This is a genomic window from Kutzneria buriramensis, assembly GCF_003387475.1.
Lineage (GTDB): Bacteria > Actinomycetota > Actinomycetes > Mycobacteriales > Pseudonocardiaceae > Kutzneria > Kutzneria buriramensis.
Map to the genome: position 1 here is coordinate 74,240 of NZ_QUNO01000003.1, position 13,623 is coordinate 87,862.

General features: G+C 71.4%; 13 protein-coding genes. 8 read left to right on the forward strand and 5 right to left on the reverse strand.

The genetic code is table 11. The annotated features are described in order from the left end of the window. Positions 1-28 precede the first annotated feature (28 nt). The 6 genes from eccCa (at position 29) to BCF44_RS08805 (ending at position 7,270) form a co-directional block, all read left to right on the forward strand. A complete protein-coding gene (gene eccCa, locus BCF44_RS08780) occupies positions 29-3,964 on the forward strand; it encodes a type VII secretion protein EccCa (protein WP_379798143.1) in 3,936 nt (1,311 codons plus the stop codon). A 236-nt stretch (positions 3,965-4,200) separates the two neighbouring features. Beyond that, complete coding sequence (locus BCF44_RS08785; protein WP_246014902.1) at positions 4,201-4,551, forward strand: WXG100 family type VII secretion target; 351 nt, start codon at positions 4,201-4,203, stop codon at positions 4,549-4,551. Positions 4,552-4,571: 20 nt separating this feature from the next. Next, positions 4,572-4,874, forward strand: a complete 303-nt coding sequence (locus BCF44_RS08790; protein WP_116173698.1) for a hypothetical protein — start codon at positions 4,572-4,574, stop codon at positions 4,872-4,874. A gap of 77 nt (positions 4,875-4,951) precedes the next feature. Next, on the forward strand, positions 4,952-5,299 hold the full coding sequence (locus BCF44_RS08795) for a hypothetical protein (protein WP_116173699.1): 348 nt from the start codon (positions 4,952-4,954) through the stop codon (positions 5,297-5,299). Beyond that, positions 5,290-6,549, forward strand: coding sequence for a WXG100 family type VII secretion target (locus BCF44_RS08800; RefSeq protein WP_116173700.1), 1,260 nt, complete (start codon positions 5,290-5,292; stop codon positions 6,547-6,549). Before BCF44_RS08795 ends, BCF44_RS08800 begins: the two co-directional genes overlap by 10 nt. A gap of 1 nt (position 6,550) precedes the next feature. Beyond that, positions 6,551-7,270 (forward strand): type VII secretion target, encoded by a 720-nt coding sequence (locus BCF44_RS08805; RefSeq protein WP_116173701.1) that lies wholly within the window; start codon positions 6,551-6,553, stop codon positions 7,268-7,270. A 197-nt stretch (positions 7,271-7,467) separates the two neighbouring features. Here BCF44_RS08805 and BCF44_RS08810 read toward each other — a convergent pair whose 3' ends face one another. Then, positions 7,468-7,908 carry a VOC family protein gene (locus BCF44_RS08810; RefSeq protein WP_116173702.1) on the reverse strand — a complete coding sequence of 147 codons (441 nt, stop codon included), beginning with the start codon at positions 7,906-7,908 and terminating at the stop codon, positions 7,468-7,470. Positions 7,909-7,964: 56 nt separating this feature from the next. Between BCF44_RS08810 and BCF44_RS08815 the strand changes: the two genes are divergently transcribed. Continuing rightward, entirely contained in the window at positions 7,965-8,603 is a 639-nt protein-coding gene (locus BCF44_RS08815) for a TetR/AcrR family transcriptional regulator (protein ID WP_170217422.1), read from the forward strand. On the opposite strand, the gene BCF44_RS08820 is transcribed toward BCF44_RS08815, so the two are convergent. Together BCF44_RS08820 and BCF44_RS08825 are read right to left on the reverse strand one after the other, a co-directional pair. Then, positions 8,593-9,738, reverse strand: coding sequence for a S8 family serine peptidase (locus BCF44_RS08820; protein ID WP_246014903.1), 1,146 nt, complete (start codon positions 9,736-9,738; stop codon positions 8,593-8,595). The genes BCF44_RS08815 and BCF44_RS08820 overlap by 11 nt on opposite strands. Further along, entirely contained in the window at positions 9,735-11,015 is a 1,281-nt protein-coding gene (locus BCF44_RS08825) for a sensor histidine kinase (protein ID WP_116173704.1), read from the reverse strand. The genes BCF44_RS08820 and BCF44_RS08825 overlap by 4 nt, the downstream gene beginning before the upstream one ends. A 334-nt stretch (positions 11,016-11,349) precedes the next feature. Here BCF44_RS08825 and BCF44_RS08830 point away from each other — a divergent pair, with 334 nt between their 5' ends. After that, on the forward strand, positions 11,350-11,967 hold the full coding sequence (locus BCF44_RS08830; protein WP_170217424.1) for a maleylpyruvate isomerase family mycothiol-dependent enzyme: 618 nt from the start codon (positions 11,350-11,352) through the stop codon (positions 11,965-11,967). On the opposite strand, the gene BCF44_RS08835 is transcribed toward BCF44_RS08830, so the two are convergent. Next, positions 11,968-13,008, reverse strand: a complete 1,041-nt coding sequence (locus BCF44_RS08835) for an AAA family ATPase (protein ID WP_116174238.1) — start codon at positions 13,006-13,008, stop codon at positions 11,968-11,970. Next, on the reverse strand, positions 13,005-13,610 hold the full coding sequence (gene pnuC / locus BCF44_RS08840; protein WP_116173706.1) for a nicotinamide riboside transporter PnuC: 606 nt from the start codon (positions 13,608-13,610) through the stop codon (positions 13,005-13,007). The genes BCF44_RS08835 and pnuC overlap by 4 nt, the downstream gene beginning before the upstream one ends. Positions 13,611-13,623: the final 13 nt, after the last annotated feature.

Sequence of the window (13,623 nt, forward strand, 5' to 3'; positions counted from 1 at the left end):
GAGTCGTTCGTCTGGGCAAAATGCGGTGGTGAGTGCTACGCAGACCAGGCGGGCGCCGCTGGAGCCACCGAGCGGCGAGATCATGTTGCAGTCCCCGCCGATGCTGCCCAAGGGCTCCAACCAGGGCGCGGTGCAGCTGCTGTTCTTCCTGCCCATGATGCTCGGCATGGGCGCGATGTCGTTCGTCTACATCGGACGCAGCGGCGGCGTGATGACGTACGTGTTCGGCGCGCTGTTCGCGGTGTCCATGGGCGGCATGGTGATCATGTCGCTGGCCCGCGGCGGCGCGGCGAAGAAGGCGCAGATCAACGAGGAGCGGCGGGACTACCAGCGCTACCTGACGGGCCTGCGGGGCCAGGTGCGGGAGGTGGCGGAGCGGCAGCGGATCGCGTTGACGGCCGCCCAGCCGGACCCGGCGGACCTGTGGGCGTTCGTGGAGCGCGGACGGCTGTGGGAGCGGCGGCGGCTGGACCCGGCGTTCGGCAAGGTCCGCGTCGGCAGCGGTCCGCAGCGGCTGGCGACCCCGCTCCGGGCGCCGCAGACCGTGCCGCTGGAGGACCTCGATCCGGTCTCCTCGACGGCGCTGAGGCACTTCATCCGCGCCTACGCGACCGTGCCGGACCTGCCGGTGGCGATCTCGCTGCGCTCGTTCGCGCGGATCACCGTGACCGGCGATCGGCGGCAGGTGCTGGACCTCGTACGGGCCGTGCTGGCACAGCTGGCGGCGTTCCACTCGCCGACCGACCTGCGCATCGCGTTCTGCCTGCCGCCGGACCGGTTCCGGGACTGGGAGTGGGCGAAGTGGTTGCCGCACAACCAGGCCAGCATCGGCGACCCGACCGGGCCGGCGCGGCTGGTGGCCGAGCGCGTCGGCGTGCTGGCCGACCTGATCGGGGCGGACCTGGGCGAGCGGCCGGCGTTCAGCAAGGCCACTTCCCCCGAGTACCAGCACATCGTGGTGGTACTCGACGGCGGCCGGACCTCGGACGACAGCCGGCTGACCGCGGCCGGCGGCCGCCAGGCCGTCACGGTGATCGACGTCAGCGGCGGCATCCCGGACGATCCCGCCCTGGACAACGACCTCTACCTGCACGTCGCCGGCGAGCGGCTGGGCATGGTCGTCGGCGAGGACAACGACCGGCGGATCGCGCTGCTGGGCCGCCCGGACCGGTTCGACCACGCCTCGGCGGAGGCGCTCGCCCGCCAGCTCACCCCGCTCTACCAGGGCGCACCGGCCATCGCGGAGTCCCCGATGGCGGCGAGCTTCGGGCTGCCGGGCCTGCTCGGCATCGGCGATCCGCGTGACCTCGACACGGCCAACACCTGGCGTCGGCGGACCGCCCGGGAGCGGCTGCGGCTGCCGATCGGCGTCGACCCCGACGGCCGGCCGGTCGACCTGGACCTCAAGGAGTCCGCCGAGGGCGGCATGGGCCCGCACGGCCTGGTGATCGGCGCGACCGGCTCCGGCAAGTCGGAACTGCTGCGCACGCTGGTGATCGGCCTGGCCGCCACGCACTCGTCCGAACAGCTGAACCTCGCGCTGATCGACTTCAAGGGTGGCGCGACGTTCGCCGGCATGACCACGCTGCCGCACACCTGCGCGGTGATCACCAACCTGGCCGAGGACCTGTCCATGGTCGACCGCATGGGCGACGCGATCAAGGGCGAGCTGGTCAGACGGCAGGAGCTGTTGAAGGCGGCGGGAAACTACGCCTCGGTCCGGGACTACGAGCGCGCCCGGATGGACGGCGCGACGCTGGATCCGCTGCCCTCGCTGCTGGTGATCATCGACGAGTTCTCCGAGCTGCTGTCCAGCCAGCCGGACTTCATCGACCTGTTCGTGATGATCGGACGGCTCGGCCGCAGCCTCGGCATTCACCTTCTCCTGGCCTCCCAACGGCTCGAGGAGGGTCGCCTGCGCGGCCTCGACTCGCACCTGTCGTACCGCGTCGGTCTGCGCACGTTCTCCGCGTCGGAGAGCCGCTCCGTGCTGGGTGTCGCCGACGCGCACCAGCTGCCGCCGGTGCCCGGCTCCGGTTACCTGCGCGTGGACACGGAAACACTGATCAGGTTCAAGGCGGCGTTCGTGTCCGGCGACCTGCCGCCGCGGGGCGTCGTCGAGGCCGGTCCGGCGCAGGTCCGCGCGGTGCTGCCGTTCACGCTGGCGCCGACGCCGGTGCCGGACGTGCTGGAGGCGCCGGTGGCGACCGAGCTCCCCAGCACCGGCGAGACGATCATGGGCACGATCGTGGAGCGGTTGCAGGGCAAGGGGCCCGACGCGCACCAGATCTGGCTGCCGCCGCTGGGCGAGCCGCCGACGCTGGACCAGCTGATGCCGCCGCTGGGCGCGGATCCGGAGCGCGGGCTGTGCCCGCTCGGCTGGGGCGGCAACGGGCGGTTGATCGTGCCGATCGCCATCGTGGACAAGCCGTTCGAGCAGCGGCGGGACCTGCTGTGGGCGGACCTGTCCGGGGCCGCCGGCAACGCGATCGTCGTGGGCTCCCCGCAGAGCGGCAAGAGCACGTTGCTGCGCACGCTGATCGGCGTGCTGGCGCTCACCCACACGCCGGTCGAGGCGCAGTTCTTCGTGCTGGACATGGGCGGCGGCGCGCTGCGGCCGATCTCCGGCCTGCCGCACACCAGCGGTTATGCCACCCGGCGCGAGCCCGAACGGCTCCGCCGGATCGTCGCCGAGGTCACGGCGCTGCTGGCGGACCGGGAGTTGTTCTTCGCCGCCAACGGGATCGATTCGATCAACACGTTCCGGCAGCGGCGGTCCGAGTTCACCGAGAGCACCGACGGCCGCGAGTTCGGCGACGTGTTCCTCGTCGTCGACGGCTGGGCGACGCTGCGCGAGGAGCAGGAAGCCCTGGAGCAGGCCGTGATCGGGCTCGCCGCCCGTGGCCTGGGGTTCGGCATCCACGTGATCGTCTCGGCCAACTGGTGGATGGGCGTGCGGCCGCAGCTGCGCGACGCCGCCGGCACCCGGTTCGAGCTTCGGCTCGGCGATCCCGCCGACTCGTCCATCGATCGCCGCGCCGCTGCGAACGTGCCGGCGGGCGCGCCCGGACGCGGCCTCACCAAGGACAAGCTGCACTTTCTCACCGCCCTGCCCCGAGTTGACGGCGATCAGCGGCCGGGTTCGCTGGCCGCCGGCACATCCGCGTTCGTGGAGGCCGTCGGCAAGGCGTGGACCCGACCGCCCGCACCGCCGGTCCGCCTGCTGCCGCGGGAGGTTCCGCTGACGGAGATCTCCGGCGGCGAGGGCAAGATCGTGCCGCTGGGCCTGGCCGAGGCCGACCTCAAGCCCGTGCACCTGGACTTCGCCGCCGAGCCGCACTTCCTGGCGTTCGGCGACGTCGAGTCGGGCAAGACCACCCTGCTGCGGGTGATCGCCAACGGCATCACCGCGCGGTACACGCCGAAGGAGGCCGCGATCATCGTCGTGGACTACCGGCGTGGCCTGCTGGACGCCGTGACCGGGCCGCACCTGCTCGGCTACGCCGGCGCGGAGAACGCCCTCACCGGGCTGGTTTCCGAGGCCGCGCGGGCGATGCAGACCCGGCTGCCCGGGCCCGAGGTGACTCCCGCGCAGCTGCGGGAGCGGAGCTGGTGGACCGGGCCCGAGCTGTTCGTGCTCGTCGACGACTACGAGCTGGTCGCCAATCCCGGCCGCAATCCCCTGTCCCCGCTGATGGATTTCCTGCCGCAGGCCCGGGACGTCGGGCTGCACCTGATCATCGCGCGGGCCAGCGGCGGCGCGTCCCGGGCGCTGTTCGAGCCGCTCGTGCAGCGGGTGCGGGAACTCGGCTCCCCCGGTCTCGTGCTGTCGGGTTCGCCCGAGGAGGGAATCCTGCTGGGCGACGCCAAGCCCGTCGCACAGCCGCCGGGCCGTGGCCAGTTGGTCCGCAGGCGTGCCCGAACTTCCCTTGTGCAAGTGGCCATGCCTGCCTCTGCCCCGTAATTCGCTCGGCCCCGCCGCTGCCTGGAGCTGCGAAGGCAGCGGGCCCGAGGGGCCGAGCCCCGCGCGGCACGCGCGGCAAAGGCACAGTGCCGAGCCGCCCCGCCGAAGGCGGGGCAGAGGACTCTGTGGGTAATAGTGCCGTCACTCGACCTGGTAGTTGTGCCGTTTGCTCGGACCACTGCTTTTCATAGCGTTACCGGCGACGAGAAGGCAGTCGAAGCGAGAGGAGGTGGCCCGTGAGCAGCCCCGGCTTCAAGGCCGACGCAGCGGCGATGACGCGAGCGGTCCAGGGTTTCGAGGAGTGCGCGGCGAACGCCAAGAAGACCATGTCGGACCTGGAGAACGACCTGGTCTCGGCGCTGAGCCACTACCAGGGCAGCCAGGCCACCGCGTTCTGGCAGCTGCACACGCAGCTCCAGGACAAGATGCGGGTGGCGAGCTCCGAGCTCGACACCATGTCCAACCTGGTGAACCAGAGCTTCCACAACTACGGCAGCGGTGACAGCACGGTCGCCCAGAGCCTGACCAGCCTGTCCAACAACGTGGACGCCGGCGGCGCGGTCTTCGGCCGTCTGACCGGGGCCTGAGGGAAGAGGGAGCCAGCACGATGACCGCCGACCAGATCAGCGTCGACTTCGCGTCGCTCCAGGTCAGCTCGCAGACCCTGGCCGCGAAGGCGAAGGCGCTGCAGGAGTACCTGGACCAGCTGCACACCGCGCTGCAGCCGATCAAGGCCACCTGGTACGCCTCCGGCAGCTCCGCGGGCCAGGCCGCCGAGCAGGCCGAGACGCGGCTGCGCAACGCCACCAACGACATCGCCAACATCATCGGCCAGTTCGGCGGCAAGGTGATGGAGGCGCACGACCTCCAGCTGGCGCTGGAGAACAAGAACACGCAGTACTTCGCGTGACCTCCGGCGGCGGCGGTCCGGCCTGGCGCGCCGGACCGCCGCCGTCGCCACGACTATCTGGGGAGCTCTGACCGGGGATGTGGGACCAGTCGTTCTCCGTCCACCTGGAGTCGCTGACGGACTTCGCCCGCGAGCTGGAGACCCAGCTGGACGGCATGGGCAGCCCGATGGACCAGCTCACGCAACTGGCCGGGGCGCCGGTGCTGCTGGGCGACTTCGGCGAGGCGTTGTCGTTGGCGCAGAAGACGAAGGCCGCCGTCGCGGAGATGCACGGGCTGTTGGACCAGGTGCGGCAGGCGATCGAGTTCGCCGAGAGCGTGACCAAGACCGTCGCGACCGGCTACGAGCAGCTCGACACCGACCTCGCCGCCGGCATGCAGGTGACCACTGGTTACGTGGATCAGGGTGACTCGACATGGACATGACCCCGCACACGAATTTCGGGCAGTACAGCCACCAGCAGCTGTACACGATGCTGTTCGCGAGCGACCCGAAGACGGTCGACGAGGCCGCGGGCATCTGGGACTCGACCGGCAAGGGCTTGCACGACAAGGCGAACGACCTGGCGTCGCAGCTGACCGGCTTCCAGGACAAGTGGCAGGGCGGGGCGGCGCAGCAGTACCAGTCGATGATCAGCGATCTCGCCGACGGCATCCGCAAGGTCGCCGACACCGCGTTCGCGATGCGGGACCTCACGCACGACGCGAGCGAGGCGCTGGTGACCGCGCGGGCCAAGATGCCCAAGCCGGTGGACGTGCCGCAGGTGTCGCCGTCGGTGATGAGCCTTGCCACCACGCAGATCCAGGTGCAGGCGAACACGCCGCCGCAGGTGGTGGCCCAGATGCAGCAACAGCAGGCGGCGGCGATCTCGCAGGTCCGCGACCAGCAGCAGGCGGTGGCGGCGTCGAACGCGGCGCACGCCGAGGCCGTGATGGTGATGCAGGCGCTCGCCGGCGACTACTCGACGGCGCAGAACTCGATCCCGCCGTCGCCGAACGCGGAGCAGGTGCCGTCGACGCCGACGACCACCCAGTCCGACACCGGATCCGCGGCGATGCCGATCGTCGGCTCGACGTCCTGGGTGAACACGGCGACCGGGACCACGACGACGTTGCCGGCCAACGGTGGGGTGCCGGCAACGGGTCAGGCACAGACTGGGTCGCCGCTGTTCGGTGGCATGTTCACCGCCGGACTGGCGGCCGCGTCGGCGGCGGCGTTCGGGCGGTTCGGCTCGATCATGCCGAAGGTGCCGGGCTTCGCGAAACCCAAGACGGACGACGAGAAGTCGACGGCGGCGGGCGCGAAGCTCGGCGACACCGCGGAGCCGGCCTCGTTCAGCGGCAAGCTGCCGCTCGGCGGCGGAGGTGGCGGCGTGGGCGGGATCGGCGGGATCGGCGGCGGCGCACCGGGTTCGGTGCCGACGGCGGACGCCAGCATGGTGTCCGGCGGCGCTTCGCCGACCGCGGACATCGCCGGCGGCGCGCTGGGCGCGGCCGTGGCGGACGCGGCCGGCAGCAAGGCGATGGGCCCGATGATGCCCATGATGCCGATGAACGGCGCGGGCGCCGGGGACATGGGCGGCGGGCGGCGGATTCCGCCGTGGCTGGTGGAGACCGAGGACGTGTGGGGCGAGTCGTCGGCGGTCGCGCCGTCGGTGATCGGCGAGGACTTCTGACGTGCCGACCATCAGCGCGGCGCAGATCGCCCAGTACGCCTACGCCGCCGGCTTCCGCGGCGACTCGCTGACCACCGCGGTCGCCGTGGCGCTGGCCGAGTCCCACGGCGACACCGGCATCCACGGCGACGTGAACCTCCAGACCGGGACCTGGGGCCCGTCGGTCGGGCTGTGGCAGATCCGGTCCCTCAATCCCGGGCACGGCACCGCCGCCGAGCAGGCGCTGCGCAACGCCCAGGCCAACGCCGACCCGGCGACGAACGCGCGGCACGCGTACCAGATCTCCCACCAGGGCAACAACTTCCGGCCCTGGTCGACGTACACCAACGGGGCGTACCGGAACTACCTGAACCAGGCGAGGACCGCGAGCCGCCAGGCTTCGAGCGGCGCGTCGACCGGCGGCGCCACCCCCACCTCGTTCCGGGTCGCCCCGCGTGCCCTGGAGCAGGTGGCCGCCGAGCTCGCCGCGCAGGCCCAGCGGCTGCGGTCCGTGCGGGACGACGTCGGGATCCCCGGACCGGCGTCGTCCGCCTTCGGCGGCCTGCCGCAGTCGCAGCAGGCCGCCGAGGCGCACGCGAAGACACTGGAGTCCCTGGCTTCGCGGATCACCGCCCAGCAGGACCGGGCCTCCACCCTGGCCACCGGCGTCCAGTCCAGCGCCGCCAACTACCAGCAGGGCGACACCCAGACCGCCGCGAGTTACCAGTCCCTGCTCACCTGAGCACCCCCGGCGAGTCGCGTGCGAGGTCGCGCCGGCCTCTGGACCGCGGGCTCAGCTCGATCGAGTCTGTTCATCGATCGAGCTGAGTCAAGGGAAGAGGCCGGCTTGGAAGCGGCCTCGCCCCGCGCGGCACAAGCACAGACATACCGAACGTAGGTCTCAGGCAGAAACCGGATGGGGCACGCCGCGTCTGCGGCTCAGGACTCGACGTGCCGGCCGTACCCCTTGCGGCCGGTCTGGTCGATGCCGTGGGCGGCGAAGCTGTAGAGGTGGATCTCGGTGCCGTCGGGGTCGTGGAAGACCAGGATCCAGCCGATGGTCGCGTCGATCACCGGCGAGTGCGGGATCCCCAGGTCATCCAGGTGGGCGGCCCATTCCTCGGCGGCGGCCTTGTCCTCGATGCCGAAGCTGACGGGGTCGAAGCCCTTGATGCCGGCGGCCGCCTCGGGGTTCCAGCGCAGGGCGAGGCCGGCGTCGCCGAGGCCCTTGACGGCGCCGGCCAGTCCCCGGACGACCCCCTGCTCGTCCGGGAACTCCATGGTGACCTCGAAGCCGAAGACCTTCTCGTACCAGGCCCGGCTGGCGGCCAGGTCGCTGACCGGGAACTTGACGTGGTGGACGCCCGTGAGCTGCGGCATGACCCCTCCGATTTCAATGCAGTGATACTGCATTAACAGCTGATAGCATGCGCTCGATGACTGACGACGTCAAGCGCCCCTACCGGTCCCGCCGCCGCGCGGAGTCGGCCGAACAGACCAGGGAGCTGATCCGGACGGCGGCCAGGACGCTGTTCGTGACCCGCGGCGTGATCGCGACGACCATGCGCCAGGTCGCCGCCGAGGCCGGCGTGGCCGAACGCACCGTCTACACCGCGTTCCCGACCAAGGCCGCCCTGTTCAACGAGGTGGTGGACATCGCCACGGCCGGCGACGACCGGCCGGTCGCGGTCGCCGACCGGCCCGCGTTCACCGACCTGTTCACGGAGACGGACCCGCGGCGCGTCGCCGAGCTGTGCGTCGGCTTCGGGACGGAGCTGTTGGAACGGGCCGGCGACCTGATCATGGCGGCGATCGAGTCCGCGGGCGGGGACGCCGACATGCGCGAGTTCTGCGACCGCGCCGCCGAGAACAACCGGGCGAACATGCTCACGCTGGCCCAGGCCTGGGAGCGCAACGGCCTGCTCCGCCAGGACGCCGAGACCGCCGGCGCGCTGCTGCACACCCTGTGCTCCCCGCACGTGCACTATCTGTTGCGACGGCAGCAGGGCTGGTCGGTCGACCGCTATCGGGACTGGTTGATCGACACGCTGCTCACCATGGTGCTCAAGGGCTGACGCGCCAACGCCGTTCCCGCCCACGACGGATCGTCACGGTGATCAGCCCGGCCAGCGCCGCCAATCCGACGCCGCCGAGGGCCAGACCACCGACCAGGGCGTTCAACGGCGGCTGCGCGGGAGCGGCGGCCGGTACCAAGGTCGGCGGCGCTTTGGCGGCCGGTGCGGCGTCCGGCCCCGGTGCCGTCAGAGGCAACTGCGAGGTGACGGCCGTGTAGGCGTCCACGATTCCCCAGCCCAGCTTGGGATCCCGACCACCGCCGGGTGCCCGCGACGCCGTGAGCGTCAGCCGGTTGACGATCTGGGCCGGCGTGGCCTTCGGTTGGTACGCCCGCAGCAGCGCCACCGTCGCGGCGACGTACGCGGCCGCCGCCGCGGAATCCTTGACGGGCCAGACATGTCCGTAACCGCCGGCGGCAGTGCTCACCAGGTCGGCCCCGGGCGCGGCGATGTCGATGTAGTCGCCGGCTTCCGCCTGCACGGCCGCGCCGTTGCGGTCGGCAGCGCCGACGCTCAACACCCCTGGCAACGCTGTGGGAAAGGTGCTGCCCTGGGTGCCAACCGCCGGCGACACGATCACCGAGCCGGCAGCGATCGCCGCACCCACGGCATCATCGAGCGCTGGACTGTCCACAGTGGTCGGCACGTCGACCAGGATCGTGCCGGCGCCGGCGTGCACCGCCTGGGTGATCGCCGTAGCCAGCTGCCCCGGATTGCCGCCGGACGTGTCGCCCGAGCCGGCGGTGTAGCGGATCGGCAGCAGCTTCACGCCGGGCGCGATGCCCACGAACGTCGTGTCGGGACTCGGTTGCGCACCAATGATTCCGGCGGCGAACGTACCGCGCCCGTCGCAGTCGGGCACGCCACCGGGGCGCGACACGAGGTCGTCGGACGGCAGGACCTGATCGCGGCCGAACTGCGGATTGCCGCCGTCGACGCCGGCGCCGATCACGGCGACCGTCTGACCGGATCCCTTGGTGAGCAGCCAGATCCGCGACGGATCGATCAGCTTCTGCGCCCACGACGGTGGGTCCTGGTAGACCTGCGTGGATTTCGCGCAACCGGCGGCATGTCCGGCCGGCACCTCCACGAGCATCCCCAACACGACGGCGACCAGCAGAACGGCTGATTTCACCGCGGCACCCACAACGTCACCCTCGTGCCCCGTCCCGGCTGGGAATCGACGTGCGAGCGGCCGCCGACCTCGGCCAGCCGCGCGGTGATCGATTCGCTGATGCCGAAGCCGGCCGGCCGGTCCTCGTCGCTGAACCCGCTGCCGTGGTCGCGGGCGATCACGGCGATGCCACCGTCCCGCTCCTCGATCCGCAGCACGGCTTCGTTCGTGCCGGAGTGCTTCATGGTGTTGCGCAAGGCTTCCCGCGCCGCGTCGCGAACGGCTCGCCGCCGCGCCTCCGGCATGGTGCTGTCGTCGACGTCCGCGAACACCAGCTGGGCCCGCAGCCCCTCGCGGGCCATTTCCGTTGCCAGCAGGGCGAGATCCTCACCGATCGTCGTCGGGTGCGGCAGATCCGGCTCCCCCGCCAGCCCTCGGCGCAGTTCCATCGCCTGCGCACGGGCGGTCCCGCGTAGCTCGGCGAGTCGCTCGACGGCGTGCACGTCGTCGCCAGGCCCGGGCAATGCCATGGCTTCCAGCACTTGCAGCACGGTGTCGTGCAGCTCGCGCCGAACCTTCGCCGCCTCCGCCTCGCGGCCGCGCCGAATCCCCAGTCCCAGCGCCAGTCTGGTGCCGAGCCCGACCATCAGCAGCGCGCCGGTCGCGGTCAGGATCGTGACCGCCAGCAGCAATGTGTTGGTGGCCAACGTGATCACGTCGGTGGACACGATCAGTTGCAGCGGCACGCTCAACGCCGTCAGCAGCAGCCCGAACGTGATCCCCCACGCGACCGTCCACAGCGCCACCGTGCCGACCAGGTGCGTCCACGTCAACGCCGAAGCGCCCGGATCAAGGTAGCCGACAAGGAGGTTGGCCCCGAGCGCCACGCAGGCGTCGCTGATCAGCAAGCCGCGCATGGACTCCGACAGCACGCCCGGCACCCGCAGCGCCCACACGATCGCCGCCGCGTTCAGGGCGAACAGCAGCACTCCCACCGCGAGGCCGACGCCGGCCCGACCGGCGGCGAGCACCGGCAACAGCATCACCGGCACCGCGACGAGCCGGTACGCCATCGGCACCAGCACCACGTACCGACAGGCGCGGGCCATCAGCTTGTCCGGTTCGGGCTGGCTCTCCGCCGCGCACATCGCCGAGATCCGCTGCCAGCCCGGCACCGGCGTCGGATCCACGACCTGATCGGGCATGTCCCGGGGCGTCGCCGCGATCACCGGCGCGCCCCGGCGCACCAGCTGCCCGAGAAAACTCGGCGATCGCGCCGGGTATCCGGCCAACGCCATCAGGACCCCTCCGATGCGCCTCGGCTACCCCGGTACCGTACCCGCGTTGGGGTGCGCCTTCGAGGGGCCCGAGGGAAGCGGCGGGGGTGCGCGAAGGCAACCCCCTTGAGCCGGTCGGACCACGAAACCTCAGGTCACGCTCAGAGAATCGGTACAGCGCTTGCCAATTCGCGGGGGTCGGTGTCGAGCCGCCGTCGCCTTCGGCGGCCCGTGACCGCCGCGTCGAACCGCTTCGACGACACGACGAGTCGATGTCCGATGTGGACCGCCGGCAAGGGGTAACGGCCGGGGCCCGGGCGCGATGCTTCTGCCGTCGGGGAGAACGGAGTCCGTCATGGACACTTGGCGACTGGTGGCCATCGAGCGGGCGCGGTTGGTGTCCGCGCTGGCCGAGCTGACCGACGCCGACTGGCAGGCCGCCTCGCTGTGCCAGGGCTGGCAGGCCGGCGACGTGCTCGCGCACATCGTGTCGACGGCCGAGATGACGTCCGGCCGGTTCCTCGGCGGCATGGTGCGCAACGGGTTCCGCTTCAACCAGATGACGGCGCACGACGTGCGGGTCTACGGCGCGAACGGGGTGCGGGCGCTGCTGCCGCGGCTGGTCGAGTCGATCACGTCCACCAAGCACCCGCCGGGTCCGGTGGACACCATGCTCCTGGAGACCGTGGTGCACGGCGAGGACATCGTCTTCCCGTTGAAGAAGGCCATCGACCATTCGCAGGAGGCGCTGGTCGGCGCCGCCGAGTTCGGCCGCACCGCGCAGCCGCTGGTCGGCTGCCGGAAGCGGATCGCCGGGCTGCGGCTGACCGCCACCGACGTCGACTGGACGACCGGCGACGGACCGGACGTCAGCGGGCCACTGAACGTGCTCCTGCTGGCGATGTGCGGGCGAAAACCCGCTATGGCGGCGCTCGACGGCCCCGGCGTGGCGATCCTCCAGCAGCGGGGCTGATCAGCCGAGCGGGTCCGCGAACGTGGACCGACGGCGCAGGGTCTGGTCGGCGATCTTCATCGCCAACTCCACCCGCTGCTTCAGGCTGCCGGTGAGCAGCGCCCACGCGTACCCGGAGTCGTGGAGCGCGGCGGTGAACCACGCCGTCATCTCGGCTCGGACGCCGAGGTCGCCCTCGCGCAGCCCGTCGTCCAGCCACGGCACGCCCTGGTGGTCGGTGAGCAGGTAGAAGTCGCCGACGCCGGTCCGCGGCCGCCACGACCCGATGTAACGGCGCTCCCATATCGCCGTCGCGAAGGCGTCCGTGTCGCACACCAACAGCGGCGACCCCGCCGCCGCGGCCTCGTCCTCGAGGCGGCGCTGCTCGCTGGCGATCTTGTCGAAGTCGCCCTGGTTCCAGACCAGTTCGTCGAGCTCGCCGCCCTCCGCCCGCCACTTCACGTACGTGTAGTCGCGGCCGTACTCCTGCACCCACCTCGTCCGCGCCCACACTCCGCCACGGTCCCGGAACGCCTCGGCGACCAGCCGGGACACCGTGGTCGTGCCCGTCGACTCCGCGCCGACGAACACCAGCCGGGTCGCCAGGCCGGAGCGGACCACAGGGTCCAGGGAGTCCCACTGGCCGGCGAGGTCGGCGCGGATCGCCGTCGCCGACACCGGGAACGTCAGGCGGGTCGGGTCCACCGCCACGTGCTCCGCGCCGAAGCGGCGGGCCAACTCGTCGCCGTACTTCTCGGAGGTGAACACGGCGTCGATCAGCGTGTCGCCGAGCGCCGCGCGCATCACGGCCACCTGCGCCGCCCAGATCGGCTCGTCCGCCATGTCCACGGGCACGTCGCAGCGTGTGCCGACGACGTCCACGTCAGGGTGCACCGCGCGCAGCCAGGCCACCCGGTCCGCCAGCGGGATCGACTCCACGCTCGCAGCCTCGACCAGCACCGTCAGCCTTCGACAGTGTCGGGAGGCCGTTCGGATCAGGTGATGGTGGCCCGCGTGCGGCGGGTAGAACTTGCCCAGCACCAGGCCGTGTTCGTACGTCACGCCGGCACCAGCGTCCGCCGCCACTGGCGCAGCCCCAGCACGCACAGGCCCAGGAACAGCACGTACACGATCGCCGTCAGATCCAGGCGTTTCACCAGGTAGAACGGCACATATATGATATCTGCGGCGATCCAGAAGAACCAGTTCTCGATCTTCTTCGCGTTCAGCAGCCACTGCGCCGCCAGCGAGATCGCCGTCGTCAGCGCGTCCCAGAACGGCGCCGCGTCGTCCACCGCCGTCAACAGCACCGTCAGGCCGGCCGTGCCGAGCACCACGAACGCCAGGCAGCCCACCAGCGTCGCCGGGCTCGCGTGGCCCGCCACCAGCGCCGTGCGCCGCGGGCCGCCGCGCACCCACTGCCACCAGCCGATGAAGCCCAGCGCGATGTAGACCACCTGGAGGCCGGCGTCCGCGTAGAACTGGGCCGACATGAACAGGACCAGGAAGAAGGCGCTGTTCGCGATGCCGACCGGGAAGTTCGAGACGTGGGCCAGCACCGTCAGCACCACGCAGGCGCCGCCGGTGAGGAAGCCGAGCAGCTCCGCCACCGACACCTGATCGTCGCCGAGCACGAACAGCACCTGGTTGAGCCAGTCGATCATCGCTTCCCCTCCC

Coding starts and splice junctions, on each gene's coding strand:
- BCF44_RS08815 (WP_170217422.1), top strand. CDS start 7,965: ATGACTGACGACGTCAAGCGCCCCTACCGGTCCCGCCGCCGCGCGGAG.
- BCF44_RS08790 (WP_116173698.1), top strand. CDS start 4,572: ATGACCGCCGACCAGATCAGCGTCGACTTCGCGTCGCTCCAGGTCAGC.
- pnuC (WP_116173706.1), bottom strand. CDS start 13,610: ATGATCGACTGGCTCAACCAGGTGCTGTTCGTGCTCGGCGACGATCAG.
- BCF44_RS08825 (WP_116173704.1), bottom strand. CDS start 11,015: ATGGCGTTGGCCGGATACCCGGCGCGATCGCCGAGTTTTCTCGGGCAG.
- BCF44_RS08795 (WP_116173699.1), top strand. CDS start 4,952: ATGTGGGACCAGTCGTTCTCCGTCCACCTGGAGTCGCTGACGGACTTC.
- BCF44_RS08800 (WP_116173700.1), top strand. CDS start 5,290: ATGGACATGACCCCGCACACGAATTTCGGGCAGTACAGCCACCAGCAG.
- BCF44_RS08830 (WP_170217424.1), top strand. CDS start 11,350: ATGGACACTTGGCGACTGGTGGCCATCGAGCGGGCGCGGTTGGTGTCC.
- BCF44_RS08810 (WP_116173702.1), bottom strand. CDS start 7,908: ATGCCGCAGCTCACGGGCGTCCACCACGTCAAGTTCCCGGTCAGCGAC.